The sequence below is a fragment of the Uruburuella testudinis genome (assembly GCF_022870865.1).
Lineage (GTDB): Bacteria > Pseudomonadota > Gammaproteobacteria > Burkholderiales > Neisseriaceae > Neisseria > Neisseria testudinis.
On the sequence record NZ_CP091508.1, the window covers coordinates 1,029,333 to 1,043,441 of the forward strand.

General features: G+C 54.5%; 19 protein-coding genes. 1 reads left to right on the forward strand and 18 read right to left on the reverse strand.

What is annotated here, in order from left to right; genetic code table 11:
- Window positions 1-2: 2 nt before the first annotated feature.
- The 8 genes from LVJ83_RS04650 to LVJ83_RS04685 form a co-directional block, all read right to left on the reverse strand.
- The gene (locus tag LVJ83_RS04650; protein ID WP_244786787.1) at window positions 3-581 is read right to left on the reverse strand and encodes a phage tail protein; all 579 of its coding nucleotides are present in this window, start codon (window positions 579-581) and stop codon (window positions 3-5) included.
- A complete protein-coding gene (locus LVJ83_RS04655) occupies window positions 581-1,714 on the reverse strand; it encodes a baseplate assembly protein (protein WP_244786789.1) in 1,134 nt (377 codons plus the stop codon). The genes LVJ83_RS04650 and LVJ83_RS04655 overlap by 1 nt, the downstream gene beginning before the upstream one ends.
- On the reverse strand, window positions 1,705-2,079 hold the full coding sequence (locus tag LVJ83_RS04660; protein WP_244786791.1) for a GPW/gp25 family protein: 375 nt from the start codon (window positions 2,077-2,079) through the stop codon (window positions 1,705-1,707). Before LVJ83_RS04660 ends, LVJ83_RS04655 begins: the two co-directional genes overlap by 10 nt.
- Window positions 2,080-2,156: 77 nt before the next feature.
- The gene (locus tag LVJ83_RS04665) at window positions 2,157-2,738 is read right to left on the reverse strand and encodes a phage baseplate assembly protein V (protein WP_244786793.1); all 582 of its coding nucleotides are present in this window, start codon (window positions 2,736-2,738) and stop codon (window positions 2,157-2,159) included.
- Window positions 2,722-3,822, reverse strand: coding sequence for a phage late control D family protein (locus LVJ83_RS04670; RefSeq protein WP_244786795.1), 1,101 nt, complete (start codon window positions 3,820-3,822; stop codon window positions 2,722-2,724). Before LVJ83_RS04670 ends, LVJ83_RS04665 begins: the two co-directional genes overlap by 17 nt.
- Window positions 3,823-3,832: 10 nt before the next feature.
- Entirely contained in the window at window positions 3,833-4,051 is a 219-nt protein-coding gene (locus LVJ83_RS04675) for a tail protein X (RefSeq protein WP_244786797.1), read from the reverse strand.
- Window positions 4,048-4,944: a phage tail protein gene (locus LVJ83_RS04680; protein ID WP_244786799.1), complete on the reverse strand. Its 897-nt coding sequence runs from the start codon at window positions 4,942-4,944 to the stop codon at window positions 4,048-4,050. Before LVJ83_RS04680 ends, LVJ83_RS04675 begins: the two co-directional genes overlap by 4 nt.
- Window positions 4,944-7,619 carry a phage tail tape measure protein gene (locus LVJ83_RS04685; protein ID WP_244786801.1) on the reverse strand — a complete coding sequence of 892 codons (2,676 nt, stop codon included), beginning with the start codon at window positions 7,617-7,619 and terminating at the stop codon, window positions 4,944-4,946. The genes LVJ83_RS04680 and LVJ83_RS04685 overlap by 1 nt, the downstream gene beginning before the upstream one ends.
- A 36-nt stretch (window positions 7,620-7,655) precedes the next feature.
- On the opposite strand from LVJ83_RS04685, the gene LVJ83_RS04690 reads away from it, so the two are divergent.
- Entirely contained in the window at window positions 7,656-7,868 is a 213-nt protein-coding gene (locus tag LVJ83_RS04690) for a hypothetical protein (RefSeq protein WP_244786803.1), read from the forward strand.
- On the opposite strand, the gene LVJ83_RS04695 is transcribed toward LVJ83_RS04690, so the two are convergent.
- From LVJ83_RS04695 to LVJ83_RS04740, 10 genes are all read right to left on the reverse strand, one after another.
- Complete coding sequence (locus LVJ83_RS04695) at window positions 7,865-7,984, reverse strand: GpE family phage tail protein (RefSeq protein ID WP_244786805.1); 120 nt, start codon at window positions 7,982-7,984, stop codon at window positions 7,865-7,867. The genes LVJ83_RS04690 and LVJ83_RS04695 overlap by 4 nt on opposite strands.
- Window positions 7,985-8,045: 61 nt before the next feature.
- Entirely contained in the window at window positions 8,046-8,327 is a 282-nt protein-coding gene (locus LVJ83_RS04700; protein ID WP_244786807.1) for a phage tail assembly protein, read from the reverse strand.
- A 117-nt stretch (window positions 8,328-8,444) separates the two neighbouring features.
- Window positions 8,445-8,960 carry a phage major tail tube protein gene (locus LVJ83_RS04705; RefSeq protein WP_244786809.1) on the reverse strand — a complete coding sequence of 172 codons (516 nt, stop codon included), beginning with the start codon at window positions 8,958-8,960 and terminating at the stop codon, window positions 8,445-8,447.
- A 10-nt stretch (window positions 8,961-8,970) separates the two neighbouring features.
- On the reverse strand, window positions 8,971-10,362 hold the full coding sequence (locus LVJ83_RS04710; protein WP_244786811.1) for a phage tail sheath family protein: 1,392 nt from the start codon (window positions 10,360-10,362) through the stop codon (window positions 8,971-8,973).
- A complete protein-coding gene (locus tag LVJ83_RS04715) occupies window positions 10,362-10,865 on the reverse strand; it encodes a Gp37 family protein (protein WP_244786813.1) in 504 nt (167 codons plus the stop codon). Before LVJ83_RS04715 ends, LVJ83_RS04710 begins: the two co-directional genes overlap by 1 nt.
- A 1-nt stretch (window position 10,866) precedes the next feature.
- Window positions 10,867-11,292, reverse strand: coding sequence for a gp436 family protein (locus LVJ83_RS04720; RefSeq protein WP_280515225.1), 426 nt, complete (start codon window positions 11,290-11,292; stop codon window positions 10,867-10,869).
- A complete protein-coding gene (locus LVJ83_RS04725) occupies window positions 11,292-11,540 on the reverse strand; it encodes a hypothetical protein (protein ID WP_244786817.1) in 249 nt (82 codons plus the stop codon). The genes LVJ83_RS04720 and LVJ83_RS04725 overlap by 1 nt, the downstream gene beginning before the upstream one ends.
- Before the next feature lie 2 nt (window positions 11,541-11,542).
- A complete protein-coding gene (locus tag LVJ83_RS04730) occupies window positions 11,543-11,875 on the reverse strand; it encodes a capsid cement protein (protein WP_244786819.1) in 333 nt (110 codons plus the stop codon).
- Between the two features lie 46 nt (window positions 11,876-11,921).
- Window positions 11,922-12,857: a major capsid protein gene (locus tag LVJ83_RS04735; RefSeq protein ID WP_244786821.1), complete on the reverse strand. Its 936-nt coding sequence runs from the start codon at window positions 12,855-12,857 to the stop codon at window positions 11,922-11,924.
- Window positions 12,858-12,899: 42 nt separating this feature from the next.
- Window positions 12,900-14,036, reverse strand: a complete 1,137-nt coding sequence (locus LVJ83_RS04740; protein WP_244786823.1) for a 2-oxoacid:acceptor oxidoreductase — start codon at window positions 14,034-14,036, stop codon at window positions 12,900-12,902.
- Window positions 14,037-14,109 lie beyond the last annotated feature (73 nt).

Here is a 14,109-nt window from a genome sequence, read left to right on the forward strand (position 1 = left end):
TTTTATGCAGTTCCTCGATTAAATTGTCCGTTTCGTGTGGCGCGGCCGTTGTGCTGCAACGGCACGGCCAGATAGTCCAATGCAGCCAGCACACAACGCGCCGGAGCAAAAGCAGCAAGTGTCCGCCGCAATAGATAGGCTTGGTCGTTTGTAATCGGCGTTGCCAAGATGATTCGGTAATGCGCCCACCTGTCGCTGTGGCCATGCGCGTATGTGCCGTCGCGCATAATTTCGCCATCGTGGCGCTTGTTGCCCATACCCTCGATAATCTGCACTTCGCCAAACCCAAGGCGGCGGACGATTTCACGGATAGCCCACCGCGTGCCTTTATATCGGTGCAACTCGTATGCGCCTTTAATTAAGCGGCGGCGCGCGCTGTCAGACTCCGCCAGCCAGTAACCGTCTTCGCCGAGGATTGAGCGGCTTTCGGCCAGTATGGGCAGGTGCTCGGGCGCGACTAACTCGGTCAGTCTCAATATCAGTTTGTGTTTGTCTGCCAGCTGCAAGCCCAAACCGAGTTCTGCCAGCATTTTGTAGCGCCGATCACGCTCAATAACCGCTGCATAAGTCAGTTTTGCCATCAGCCGTCCTCTTGTTCAACACGGGTTGTGATGCGCACAGATGTGCATTTCGCCCATTCATACGGCTTTAACACCCGCGATGCGGGGCTGGTCAGCTTGACGTCATACACACCGGCTACTTTCAGCGCCGTCTGAATATCCAGTTGTACAATATCGCTGCCAAGCTGCTCTTGTTTGGCCGCTTCATAAGCCGCCCAAGCTTGTTCTGCGGCGGTTTTAGCGTCCAGCGCATTTGTGCCTGTGAGTAAAACCAGCTCGGCGACGAGCGTGTATTTGACTTCAGTCGGCGCTCGCACGACCACCGTATCGCAAAGCGGCCGTTTCCGCTCTGCCGACAATGCGGTTTTCACTTGCGCCAGCAACTCTTCAGACGGCATGCCGGTTTTGGTTAAAACGGTTACAGCAACCGTGCCGCCGATTTCCTCATTTTTTTCGTCTAACGCATGCCCGACATGCACAGCACAGATTGCCGGTGATACAGCGCGCGCCCAATATTCATATGCACCCACCGGGCCGGCTACGCTGTAGCTTTCCGGTGCCAACATGATACGGGCGCGATATGCGGCATCGCTTTCCGTTCCCGCGCCGCCGGACGGTACGGTAATATTTACCGCGCTGACATCGGCAGCAAATACGCCCTGCAGTGTATTGATTTGACCCACCGACCAGCCGTTGCCTGCCGGTCCGCTGGTCAGGCATACTGCTTGCAAATCCACACGCGGCCGCGCGGCCGTCAGACGGCCCGGCTCAATGGTGGCAAAGACAATTTCGCCGACGGCTACTTGTGTGCCGGTCGGAATATCGACCTCGCTACGCAGGGCTTGGCCGGTAAAACGCAACGTGCAGCGCGCGGCCGATGCCTCAAGGCGCGGAGTGTTAACATCATCTCCGCATAAGTCCAACATCAAGCCGGTCGCAAATCTAACGTGCTGCTGGCGGTAAGCCTCATTCACCTGCTGCCGGGTCAACGCCTCGCGGTAAGCATAAGTATTGATAATCAAGCGTTCGATATGTGCCGGTTGCAGCGTTTTGCCGCTGTCACTTTCATATTTGGCAATCGTCTGCGCCAAAATCACGGCCAAATCGTCATCAACAACTTTCACGTCTTCGGGCTTTAAATTGCTCAAATCCATGCCGCATTCTCCAAATTCAACGTCGTGCCGTAGATCTCGCCGGATACGTCATCAGCCACGCGCCAGCGCGCGGTCATGGTGATATGCGGTGCATGGCCGCTAAACGTCACTTCTTCAACTACCGCACGGGTTTCCCACGTCTGAATGGCCAACACGACTTCACGCACGATATTCGGCACAAACACGTCTTCCGGCGTGTCGATGTAATCAAAATGATTGCTGCCGAAATCGGGGCGGGTTACGTCCGAACCTTTGCGTGTGGACAAAATGTTATGGATACACAGATCGATGTCGTCCACGCCCTGAGCCAAGCCGTCGCCTTGCGCGAGCTGCCAATGCTTGGAAATCGGTATGGCGTATTGCATAAAAAAATCCCTGTATCACTATAGATACAGGGATTGTAGATAAGGCCGTCTGAAACTGCTTTTAATGCGGATTAAAACTACATTTTTGCTTTAGATGTTTGACCGCCGCTATCGCCGGTGTGCGTGTGATCGGGCAGGCTGATGCCTTTGGACTTGATATCGCCGCTCGCTTCAATTGCACCGTCGATTTTAGCCGCCGCCCCATTGCCGCCTTGACCGCTCAAGCCTTCGGTGTAGGTCAACAGACCGTTTACAGTCAGCGTTTTCTCAACCACCGTATCGGCATCAATCGTTACCACGCCATCGGTCTTAACCAACACATTGCCGCTTGAGCGGTCATGTTCAATTACCGTGCCATTTTTAAAGCGGCGCACCCATTTGTCTTTGCTGCTGGCCGGCGGCTTATCGGCCGTGCTGTAAATCGCGCCAATCACGCAGCCGTTTTCACCGCGAGCGTCCAGCAGGCAAATCACTTGCTCGCCTTCGTCGGGCAGGCTGTAAAACTGATTGCCACCGGCGGCAGGCGTAATCATCGGCAGCCAGTCTGTTTCCATATCCTCAAGCGCGGGGATTCTCACGCGCAGATTGTGACCGGCTTCATCCACCGCCGACACCATACCGAATTGCAGGGTTGCGGTGAAATCATGAGTTTGCGGCATCGGTTTTCTCCTCATCATCGATATACTCAATCATCTTAATCTCCAGCTCGGTGGTGTAGCCGCTGCTGCGGCGATATTCATGCCGCGCCTGTTTTACCAGATACTTTCCGGAAAACTTACCCATGTTTTTCAGGCGCACGGTTTGCCCGGCCACCAGCAGCGCATTGCCAAACAAAGTGATGTTTCCGGCGCATTGGTCGTCTTGCGCTTCGGCCAATGTGGCATCCGCACGGGCATTAAGCTGGGCTTGACTCTCTCCTTTGTTGGGGACGATTTTCAACGTGTCGCCGGTGTGGCCGCGTTTGGATTTCGGGCGCAAAGGCTTGGTTTTACGCATAGCCGACACCGTTTTTTTGGTTTTCGGGTCGTAACCGCGCATTTCCACTTGTGTCGGCACGCCTTTAATCAGGTCGCGCAGACGGATTCGCACCATGTCTTCCGGGCTTAATACCACCACGGCTTCACGCTCTTTCAGCGCGGCGTTATCGGTAAATACCAGCTTATTCCCGACAAGCTTGAAGGTGTGGCCATACTCTTTGGCCAAACGGCTCAAAAATTCGATATCGCGCTCCTGATACTGGGTCACACGCTTGATTTTGATGTCTTTCACTTGGCCGTCGGGCTGTAATTTCAGACGGCCTGCCACTTGGCGCACAATCTCGGCCAGCGTGGTATTTTCATACGGTCTGCCTTTTAAAGTGCGGCTGGCTTTGGTAATACCCGCCGACAATGCCTTCAGACTCACCGTTGACGGCGGGTGGTTGTACTCAATCTCGGCAATCTCAAAGCTGCCCAAAGCAACCAAGCCGGTGAATCGGTCGCCCAAACTTAATGCCAGCGCATCGCCTTGCTCGGGATACCAGCCACGCAGCCAGCGCCCGTCGGTGTCTTCAAGCTCCACTTGCAACTCATCAGATTGCCCCTCAAGATAATCGGTGTACACAAACGAAATCAAATAAGGGGCAATATCCCCGGTGATATCCTTGTTTTCATAGCTCAGCGTGAAATCCGGCTTAGTCACCGGATGAGTGCCACCTGCACCGCCTTGAGCGGCCAAGCCGGACAATAAACCCTTAATATCCATCTCAACCTTCCTAGCGCATCCACGGCGGTAAAACGGCCTGACTGTTTTTCGGTTTGCTTTCCAGCACCGGCACAAACACTGTCAAGCCGCTGGTAAACTCCTCGGCCAACGGCAAATGCGGGTTGGCCGCAATCAAGCCGTCAATCAGCAGCGCATTGCCGTAGTGCTTGTGGGCAATCAAATCCCAGCGGTCACCGTCTTTGGTGGTGTAGCGGATAACTGCACTCATAAATCCCTCCGCGTGGCCAAAAAGGCCGTCAAGGTCTGCGCGGCGGCCGCACCGTTGTGCAGGCTGTCGAGTGCCGAAGTTAGGCCGTCGGCAGCGGTATCCAGCCATGTACCTTCTGAGCCGCTTTCAATACCTTGCCGCAACACCGCAACACCGCTGCTCAACTGCTGTGCAGCCTGCGCTGATTGCGCGGTAAATTGTGCCGCACCGTCTAAATTACCCAATAAAGCCGTAACTTCAGGCAAGCCGTTCAGACGCCCTAATACGCCGCTGCCGATATTCAGCGCGTCTCCTGCCATATTCAATAAAGCGGCAGGGTCGTTGCGGATGTCTCTAGCTGCCTGAATCAGCGACTGCATTTCATCTATGCCGCTTTCCGCCGCGCGATAGACTTTCACACCGGCTTCAACCGCCTGCATCACATCTGCCGCTTGCGCCTGCACCGACTCGGGCAACAGCGACAACAACGGATTTTGTTTGCCGCTCATAATGGCAGGCGTGGGCAGCGGGTTGTTTGGGTCGCCGACAAATTCCGTCAGCTCGACATCCAATTCACGCGCAGCGGTGCGGCCTTTGCTGTCTTGAATCAACGTGCGCTCGGTCAGGCTTTCAATCACAAACCAGCCGACAAAGCGGCCGGAGCCATAAACCAGTGACACCGCCTGCTGTGCTTCCAAAGCCGTCAGCAAACCCTTATAAGCCGTATCGGGATTGCCCAGCATCCAATGCAGTTTTAAGCCAAAGCGCAGCGTGGTCAGGTCGTTTTCCAGCGCCTGTAAGCGCGGACGGCCTTTCAAGACTTCATGCTTGGCAAACTTGGCCGAATGCTGCGCCTCCAGGCTGGCAAAGCTTTGCAAGGTTTCAAATCTCACATCACCCAACATTGCATACATCAGTAAGCCCTCCGTTCACGGTCGGCCATCATGCGGTGAAACAGCGTTTCAAATTCGCGCAAGCCCATTTGCAAGGCCGTCTGAATTTGAGCAGGGTCGCCGCCCGGTGCATGGATGGTCGGATTGAAATGGATGATCACCGCCTGCTGCCGCGCTGCCTGCTGCTGTCCGGCCTCTGCCTGCCTCGCGGCGGCAAAGTCCGCGCTCGCATCCTGCATTCGCTTGGCCAGCGTATCGCGCAAAGCCGCCGCATAACCACCTAAACGTTCCCACAGGTCGAGTTTCGGTGCAGGTAGAAGCGCCGGCGGGGTAAATGAGGGTGTGGCCAAAGGCGGCACATCAGGCGCGGGCAATACTGATGATTGCGTGAAACGTCGCTGCACCGATTGAGCCACCCTGCTAATAGCCGCTAACGGCCTAGCCGTACCAGCATCAAGCCCGATTTGCAGACCTTCCATCATAAAGCCGCCGAAGCGCCTGAACAGACGGCTTGGCGAGTGGATATCGTTGGCTTTCTGAAATGCGCCGCCAAACCAGCCCGCCACACCCGAAAACCAGCCCTTGACCTCCTCAAACTTAGCTTTTAAGCCGTTCCACAAACCTTGAATAATCATACTGCCGAAGCCGGTGAAGGTGGCCGGCAGCGTGATGCCGAACCAGCTCAAGACTGCGGCAAAGGCCTGATAAAACAAACCCAGCGGCGACCAATTAACAATCGTAGCGGAAATATTTCCGATACCGCTGCTGAAAAATGCTTTGATATTTTCCCATGCGGTACTGAAAAAATTGCTCACTGTATTGGCAATACCGCCGACAAAGCTGCCCAAATCCTGCCATAGCAGTTTTGCCCCACCGACCACACCGTCCCAGTTGCGGTAGAGCATATAGGCAGCAGCGGCCAGCAAGCCCAACGCGATAAAAATCGGATTGGCCATCAGAAACAGACCGAGCTTGGCAAACGCACCGCCGATAATCGGAATCATGCGGGTAATACCCATACCCAAACCGCGCATAGCCAGCCAAGCCAGTTTACCCAAACCTACAAAACCCCGTACAAAGCCTTGGCCGAATGCCTTAATCAACGGCAATGCGGCACGCAAACCGCCTAAGGCAGATTTGACCAAGCCCACACTTTTAAAAATCAAACCGGTGCCGGAGCGGAACTTCAATACAGACAGCAGCCACGTTGCCGAAATTTTGTGCATCATAGCCGGAAAAAAAGAAAGAGCCGTGCGTGCAATATTCAGTGAAAACACACCTGCCAGCAAGCTGACTTTGAATAATGCCAGCCCGGCAACAAAACCCAATATGCTGCGGGTTGCAGCAGGGTTTGCACGTGCCCAGTCGGTCAGACCGGCAATCATGGGTTTGATGAAATCCAGCAAACTGTTCACAGCGGGCAACAAGGTAGAGCCGACTGTAATTGCCAGCTCGGCCATATGGTTTTTCAGGGTTTGCCAACTGGCCGCTGTAGTTTCGGCACGCGCCTGAAACTCTTTATCCATACTGCCCAAAAATTTTAGCGAGCCATCGGCATTGGTATCTTTCAAACGTTTGATAGCCGCTTCATAGGTATCCAGGCCCCCCACCAGAGCCGCCACATCATCGGCATATTCCACACCAAATAAATCTACCAAAGCACCCATCTGTTGGTCTTTGGGCAGTTTTTCCACCTGCTTCAAGAAATCCACCAAGGCTTGCTCGCCATTTTCGGCAACCGATTTTTTCAGTGTTTTGGCATCTGTGCCCATGCCTTTCAGCACTTTTTGAAATTTTGCCCCTTGCTTATCGGCAGTCATCAGCTTGGTCAGCATCCCGTTAATGGCGGTACCGGCTACCTCCGGCGTTCTGCCCAATGCAATAAAGGCATTGCCCAATGAAGCCGCCTGAAATTCAGTTAAGCCGAATTGTTTGGCCACACCGCCCACGCGCCCGAGCACATTGACAATATTCTCCGCCTTGGCCGGGCTGCTGTTAGACAGTTCATTGATGGCATCGCCAAGCTTGCCGATCTCGGCAATCGGAATCTTGTAAACATTGGCCAGTTTTGCCATCGAATCGCCGGCCTGATCGGCCGACATATCGAATGCCACACTCATTTTGGCAATCTGCTCGGTAAAACCGATAATGTCCTGTCGTGCCACCCCCAATTGGCCGCCGCTAGCGGCAATCTGCCCCAAACTGTCGGCAGACATCGGAATGGTGCGGGTGAGCTTTAAAATATCGTCCCCCATCTGCTTGACCTGTTCCGGCGTATCGAAATCCACCACTTTTTTAACATCAGCCATCGTAGATTCAAAATCTACGGCCAACTTCACCGGCACAATCGCCGTGGTGGCCAGAGATGCCGTGGCTGCAACTTGCCCCAAGAGTTCGCCGCGCTGCTGTTTCAGATGGTCGCGCTGAAGCTGCACTTTACCCAAAGCCGCCTGCTTGTTACGCAGTTTGTCGATGGTAACGCCCAATTGCACATATTCATGTTTCAGCTCGCCAACCCGCTGTTTCGACATTCTCAGCGGATTCTCCAACACACCGCCCAACAACCGCTGCCGGGCAGAGAGTTTCTGTACTTCGCTGCCCAGCGTATGCATGCTGCGGCGCAACGAAGTCAGCCCGCCAATGGCTGCACCTGCGCCAAAACCGACCTTGATGCCGATTGCCAAATCTGCCGACATGATTTACTATCCTTATAACGCTGTAAGGGGATGAAAATGAATAAATATTGGGAAATGGCTTTTAACTTTGATGCTCAAGTTTGGGCTGTGTGGTTTGCCTTGGCCGGGTTTGTTATCGGATGGCTTCATCAAGGTTGGGCAGCCGGTATCGTTTACGGCATGATTGCCCCGTTTATGCTCATCCCTATTGCATTTGTTTTTGTGCTGATGGGCGCAGTTTATGAGCTCATCCCTAAAAAGCACTCCTAAAGCCCCTTCCGATAACCCGCCTTCATCTGGCGGGTTGCTTCTTTCAGCCAGTCGTCAAACTCTTCCAACGGCAAGTCATACACATCTTGCACGCTCCAACCAAACCACCACGCCACATCCGCGCAGGCCGCCAACAGACGGCGGGGTGATTCGGCGGGGCTTACCGTTTCAGACGGCCTATTGCTCTTGCGTGGTGCGAAAGGTTTCTTGCAGCACCTTGTAATCGGCAATATCCAGCATATCCAGGTCTTCCGGCACCAAACCGGTCAGCCGTGCAAAAATCGCCAACTCCTGCTCCGAATCACCGGAGAGGTGCGATACCGCGCGAATGTCGCCGACACGGGCGCGGCGCAGCGTGACTTCGGTCAACATCTGGCCGGTAGGCAGGCGCACCGGATATTTCAAAATAACGGTCTTATTCACACCTAAGTCTTCCTGCATCTGTTTTGCATCGCTCATTTCAAATCCTTTTTTTCAAAATGCCGTGTGGGGCGGCCAAAAGAAAAACCCACCTTGATATGTTCCAGGTGAGTTTAGGGCCGGGCCGTCTGAAAGGCTTTTAAAAGGCTTTAAAGCTTAAGCGCCGATGTTTTTCCGCATCTGCGACAACACATCCTGACCGGCGACGCGCAAGGTATTGGTAAAAGCGTTGTAATAAAACAGCTCACGGCCATCGGCCACTTGGCGCACTTCATTGACTTGGAAGGTGCTAGAAAACTCTGCCTTTTCCTTCGGCTTGAAGCCGCCCAATGCGTCCTTGCCGAAGGTGCCGGTCATGGTGGTGACCATCGGCACTTCTTTTTCCAAACCGGCCGCATCGAAAGTTTGCAGATTCGAGCGAATCATTAACTGGGCAGATTTAAACGGATTACGGCTACGCGCGGCGACTTCCGGGTAAAAGCTGTTCCAGGTGACTTCCGCCTCCAAGGCCTCCATGCCGCTGGGCAGCTTGATAGTGCCGAAGAGCCCCAGGCCGGTGACTTCATCCATGGTGAACTCAATTTCAGGCGCAGTGATTTCGGCCGCTTTGCCCAGCAGGTTGTTACCGTCGATATAGACGTTTGCGTTGTAGATTGCATTTAATTTAGGCATTTACGGCTCCTTAGTTACCGCTGACCAAATTGGCCAAATATTTACGGGTCATCACCGACTTATTGCTGATGCGTTCGGCAGGCAGCTTCGGCGTGTATTCATACACAATCGGCACTTGGCCTTTACTGAATGCGTCTGCCAAATCGTAGTCGTAATCCAAATCCAGCGAGAAGCCGACAATGCTTGGCAGCGTAGACAAATAGGTGCGGACAGTTTCCAGCAGGCTGTCGAGCAAGGCATCATCAATCGGGCGGTCGATGTACTGCAGCTCGGCGCGACGGATGGATTCGTCAATCAAATCGCCGGTGCGTTGTGCTACTTCAAAATTCTTGATGTGCGAAACGGTCGGGAAACACGCCAAGCGGTTGCCCCACAGCCGATAGCCCGTGCCGTATGAATTAAATACAGTGGTAATGCCTTTTTCGTTCAGGCGGTTGGTTTCACTTTGCGGGTCGTCGGCGCGGGCAGTCAGGCCGATATCAAGGCCGGTCACGTCCCGCAATTCGCGGTTTGACTTGCTGAACCAATAACCTTGTTCCACATCGGTTTTCATGCGCAAGCCGGCGGCGTGGGTGGCCAACGATTCCACACCGAGCGTACCGATAACGTGCGGAAAAAACAGCTCGACACGGTCGCTTGATGTCTGAAAATTAATCGTACCCAATGCGCCACGGCCTTCCAACGCCTTACTCAACGTTGTTGCTTTCGGCGCGTTGATGTACGCAATGGCTTTCAGCTTATCGGCCAAGGTAATCGCAGCGGCCGCCACTTTAGCCGTTTTATCGTATTCCGGCACAATCACGATCTTGGCATCCGCACCGTAGCGGTTGTAGCCTTCGGTCAGCAATTCCAAGCCGGTACGTTTGCCGGTGGCCGCCACATAGCCGCCGATGATGTCTTCTTCGGTGACTTTGGTCGGGTCGGTGTAGGTGTAGCTGATTTTCGGTTCGGTTGGTTTGGCTTTAAACGTGATTTCGCCGCTCACCGTGTCGATGGTATAGTTTTCGCCTTCCGCCAGCGGTGAATCGCCGTCTGAAACGGTGTAGCCTGCCTGCAATGCAGGATGTTTGGTCTTAGCCGACAAGGTATCGGCATCAACCGTCAATACCTCATCGCTGACTTGCGATTTGTGTTTGGCCGGGTCGCAGACGTTGACCACATACGCTACACCGGAAGCATAGCGTGTCCAAATATTGGCGGCATCCGGCAGAGTAAACCCGGCATTCGTCAACGCGCCAAATTGGGAAAAATCTTTAATCGTCGAGCAAACGGTTAATTCATTGACCGCACCGATAGGCGCGGTGCCGACCATCGCAGTAATTGCGCCGTCAACGGTATAGACGGCATTGCTGCCGCCGTCGACACGCTGGGTTTCCGTGCCGTGGTGAAATGCTGCTGCCATTATGGGGTCTCCTTCAGTTTTAAATCGGTTGCGTGCGGTTCGGCACTTTCGCGCGGCCGCGTTCGGGTAAATAATGGGTTGGTTTTAGGCTGATAAACTTGCACTTGCTGCGTTTCAGTCTGCACCGTCAATTCGTACTGCCATGCGCCTGCGTCTTCGTTTAAAAAGCGCTCAGCCAACAAATGGCAGGGCAGGCAGTTGGGCGGCCGGAAGCCGACAATCGCCAGGCGCGTTTCGTCCAAAATCGCCAGCGTGCCTTCATCGCCGTGCAGATTGCTGCCGACAATGGTCAGCACCAACGTTATGTCACGCTGCTGGGCAATGCTGCCCAAATGCTCCAATGCCGTGAATTTGCTGCCGCCGTAGCCGACCAAAATCGCACCGACAGGGTGGATAAACTGGTATTCAGACGGCCGCTCAGGAAATGCCTCCACAACCACCCACGGGATAGCAGCCTGTAAATGCTCGACTACCGCATCAATGACCGGACGTGTCGCACTCATATCAATATCCCGTCATATCAATGCGCGAGCCGCCGCGCGTGTGATACGCCCCCTGTTCCGGCTGCGCCTGTTTGTCCAAAGTATCAACGCCGATATGGATTTTGCCGTCGCGGATGGATTCCAAGGTCTTCAAAGTCGCGTTGTAGGTCGTTTCCAGCGGCTTCGGAAAATCTGCCCGATTAATGCGGCGCGCGTGCAGGAAATGACGGGCGATGTTGATGCACAACGGCGGCAACACCGTCGGCACAGCCTTCAGCGGCAGCGGGTAGCGGCCGCGCAAGTAGCCGTCGACCAAGTCGCAGGCATAGCGGATGGCTTCGTCAACCACCGCCATATCCGGCTCGGTCGCACGCGGCTCATCGTTGGTCAATTGCACCAATTCCGGCTTACTCATGGCCTTGAGCATATTCTCGGCGTTGATGTACATTACGCGTCCGCCTTGGTTTTGCGTTGCGTTTTGGTTTTGGTTTCAGGCTCGGTTTCAGACGGCGTTTTCTCGTCTTCCTGCTGCGCGTCCAATTCTTCACCGGTGGTCAATGTCGGGGTTACATGTGCGGCCACCAGCTCGTATTGCGCCTGCTCCAGCTCAACTGCTTCGCCGATTTTGACACGAAAATCTTTGCCTGCACCGTCTTGCAAAATCAACGGCGTGTTTGCGATATAAACCTTAGCCATGATTAACCTTTCAACAATACCCGGATGGTTTCGCCCGCACCGGCCGCTGCCGTCAGGGCAGTACCGGCAATCTTGGCCGCACCGGTAACCGCGCAGCCTTGTGCATCAGCACCGACTTCCACACCGGCCGCAATTTCACCACCGGCTTCCACCACCGCAATACCGACCACGTCAACCGCTGCCGTATCGCCGTTGGCTACGTCATAGGGCGCCACGCCCAACACAGCTTCACCGGCCTTGGCCTGTGCGCCTGCAAAATTGACAAAGCGGTCTTTCACAATCTCGCCTGTCGCTGTAATGGTGGTGACCAGCACCACTTGTTTGGTTTGAGCCATATTTTTTCTCCTAGGCCGTCTGAACGTTTCAGACGGCCTTCAATCGTTAACCCACTGCGTTTTCAAACAAGAAACCGCACGCGCTGCCTACCACCGCTGCTTTGCGGATGTCGGTGTAGCGGGCATATTCCACTTTGCCGCCCACCTCTTCATAGCGGTCGACCAGCGGCATACCGCGACGGCGGAAGGTGTAGCCGAATGCCGGTTCGCCCTCGTCGTTGCCGTCTGAAACTAAATGCGGACGCACGATCAGGCTGGCAAACTTGCCCCATACGTCTTTGGTGGCTTTAGTCGGCGCCGGAGTCGATACCGCTTGGCCGACGATGATGTCGTCCAATTCGAGCAGGTTTTTCAACTGCTCAACGGTCAACAGGGTTTTGCGCTCGTTCGCCCCCAATGCGCTAATCAGCTCAGGATGGCGTTTCAGCGCCGACAATACGCCGGCACCGACCACCAACACGCTCGGGCGCACGCCGCAGGCTGCACGCACGGTTTCGCGGGCGGTTTCGATGTCCGTCAACGGATTGGAGTCGTCCGCCGACCATTGCTTGGTTGCGGTCAAATCCTTAGAGTGGCCGGATTGATAAGCCGATTTCGCTTGCAGCAAGGCGGCCGTTTCGATTTCTTGGCGTAATTGCACGCCTTTGGTTGCGCGGCGGGTTGCCTTGGCTTGTTCGTCAAACTGAGATTCCGCTTTTTCCCGGTAATCCACACCGGCAGCCAAGTCGTGTTCTTCCAACACCACCGGCAAATAATTCGGTGCATCTAAAGTAATCACATTAGAAGCAGCACCGACGGCGCGTTTGGTGTCGTATTCGACAAACGAGCCCTTACCGAATACCGGCACTTGCACGCCTTCGGTTTCGGTAAATACCTGCGGGAAAATCTTTTCAGCGATAAATTCGGCGTTTTTGTAACCCACCGCCAGATTGGTTAACACGGGGTCGATTTGACCGCGCAATTTACGCAAATGAGCGCTCATGGTTCTTCCTTTTTAAATGCGACGCCAGCGTCGCTTTTGGATTTAGGCGGCGGTGCGGCGCGCCGCTTCTTCATAGGTGATGCCTGCTTTCGCTGCCAAGGCCACCGCACGTTCGTGATGGCTCAGCGCATCAGGATTGGCCGCTTCGGCAAAATCGGCAGACAGGCCGCCGGTGGCCGCCGGTGCAGCACCTTTGGCATGGTGGCCGCTTGCCAATACTTCTGGTAAGCCGCGCAAAAATTGGCGCAACGCTTCGCCGATGGTGGTTTTATTGCTGCCTTCGCCAAAATCCACGCTGGTTTGCTCGGGGTAATCGGCAAAATCCAACACCTGAATCATCAGCGCTTTGTCAGCCGGTTTCAGACGGCCATTTTTCACCAGGCCTTCGGCAAAATCAGCGTTGGCGTTGTGCGCCGCATCGCGCAGGTCTTGCTCCTGCTCGTCTTGCAGCTTTTTCAGCTCCGCTTCCGCAGCGGCTGCTTTCTTCTCAGCAGCTTCGCGGGCGGCTTTTTCGGCTGCCAGTTGTTCTTCGGGCGACATAGGGGTCTCCTTGTTTTCATGGGTTTGAGGTTCGGTTGGGGTTGCAGGGTCGGCAAAAGCCGGGGTGTGTGATGTATCGGCAGATTTCACTGCCCATTCCAAATTTTCAATCTGCCAGCTCGGTACAGCTTTATCCGCTTCATCAATGCCGAATTTTTCAATCAAAAATTCACGCAGGCGGACAAATAAACTGGCGGTATAACCGTGCGCGGCTTCTGAAAATTCCACATACACATCGTCTTCCGCGAAATTGATGGCAGACAAGCCTTTCACCGCAGGCGGTTGTGCGCCGAGAAAACCGACATGGCGCAGATACCAAGAGCCGGGCTTCGGGTTGCTCGGGCTGTCGGGCGGGTAGAAGCTGGCCGACACTTTTTTATAGCGACCAGCCTTCACCAAATCGACAAAATCATCATCCATTTGCGAGAAATCGGCCGACAACACACCATTGTCAGCACGGAGTGAGCGCACCCAGCCAAAAGCAGGGGCATTGTCGGTAGGGTGGCCAATCACAATCGGCGCTTCATGCGAGGCAGTGTTATAAGCAGCAGCCGCTTGCGCCACATCATCCGCGGTGATGGAAACCAAACGGCCATGATGGTCGCGGCGCGTGCCTGCTTTGAAAATCTGAAACGGCATAAAAAAAGCCTCATCAATCGTTGATGAAGCCAGTTTGCCTTGAGGCCGTCTGAAAGTCTTTTAAAACACTTTA

What these genes read in the sequence shown, in the direction of transcription:
- LVJ83_RS04650 (WP_244786787.1), bottom strand. Translation starts at nt 581, where the DNA reads ATGGCAAAACTGACTTATGCAGCGGTTATTGAGCGTGATCGGCGCTAC.
- LVJ83_RS04655 (WP_244786789.1), bottom strand. Translation starts at nt 1,714, where the DNA reads ATGGATTTGAGCAATTTAAAGCCCGAAGACGTGAAAGTTGTTGATGAC.
- LVJ83_RS04660 (WP_244786791.1), bottom strand. Translation starts at nt 2,079, where the DNA reads ATGCAATACGCCATACCGATTTCCAAGCATTGGCAGCTCGCGCAAGGC.
- LVJ83_RS04665 (WP_244786793.1), bottom strand. Translation starts at nt 2,738, where the DNA reads ATGCCGCAAACTCATGATTTCACCGCAACCCTGCAATTCGGTATGGTG.
- LVJ83_RS04670 (WP_244786795.1), bottom strand. Translation starts at nt 3,822, where the DNA reads ATGGATATTAAGGGTTTATTGTCCGGCTTGGCCGCTCAAGGCGGTGCA.
- LVJ83_RS04675 (WP_244786797.1), bottom strand. Translation starts at nt 4,051, where the DNA reads ATGAGTGCAGTTATCCGCTACACCACCAAAGACGGTGACCGCTGGGAT.
- LVJ83_RS04680 (WP_244786799.1), bottom strand. Translation starts at nt 4,944, where the DNA reads ATGTATGCAATGTTGGGTGATGTGAGATTTGAAACCTTGCAAAGCTTT.
- LVJ83_RS04685 (WP_244786801.1), bottom strand. Translation starts at nt 7,619, where the DNA reads ATGTCGGCAGATTTGGCAATCGGCATCAAGGTCGGTTTTGGCGCAGGT.
- LVJ83_RS04690 (WP_244786803.1), top strand. Translation starts at nt 7,656, where the DNA reads ATGAATAAATATTGGGAAATGGCTTTTAACTTTGATGCTCAAGTTTGG.
- LVJ83_RS04700 (WP_244786807.1), bottom strand. Translation starts at nt 8,327, where the DNA reads ATGAGCGATGCAAAACAGATGCAGGAAGACTTAGGTGTGAATAAGACC.
- LVJ83_RS04705 (WP_244786809.1), bottom strand. Translation starts at nt 8,960, where the DNA reads ATGCCTAAATTAAATGCAATCTACAACGCAAACGTCTATATCGACGGT.
- LVJ83_RS04710 (WP_244786811.1), bottom strand. Translation starts at nt 10,362, where the DNA reads ATGGCAGCAGCATTTCACCACGGCACGGAAACCCAGCGTGTCGACGGC.
- LVJ83_RS04715 (WP_244786813.1), bottom strand. Translation starts at nt 10,865, where the DNA reads ATGAGTGCGACACGTCCGGTCATTGATGCGGTAGTCGAGCATTTACAG.
- LVJ83_RS04720 (WP_280515225.1), bottom strand. Translation starts at nt 11,292, where the DNA reads ATGTACATCAACGCCGAGAATATGCTCAAGGCCATGAGTAAGCCGGAA.
- LVJ83_RS04725 (WP_244786817.1), bottom strand. Translation starts at nt 11,540, where the DNA reads ATGGCTAAGGTTTATATCGCAAACACGCCGTTGATTTTGCAAGACGGT.
- LVJ83_RS04730 (WP_244786819.1), bottom strand. Translation starts at nt 11,875, where the DNA reads ATGGCTCAAACCAAACAAGTGGTGCTGGTCACCACCATTACAGCGACA.
- LVJ83_RS04735 (WP_244786821.1), bottom strand. Translation starts at nt 12,857, where the DNA reads ATGAGCGCTCATTTGCGTAAATTGCGCGGTCAAATCGACCCCGTGTTA.
- LVJ83_RS04740 (WP_244786823.1), bottom strand. Translation starts at nt 14,036, where the DNA reads ATGCCGTTTCAGATTTTCAAAGCAGGCACGCGCCGCGACCATCATGGC.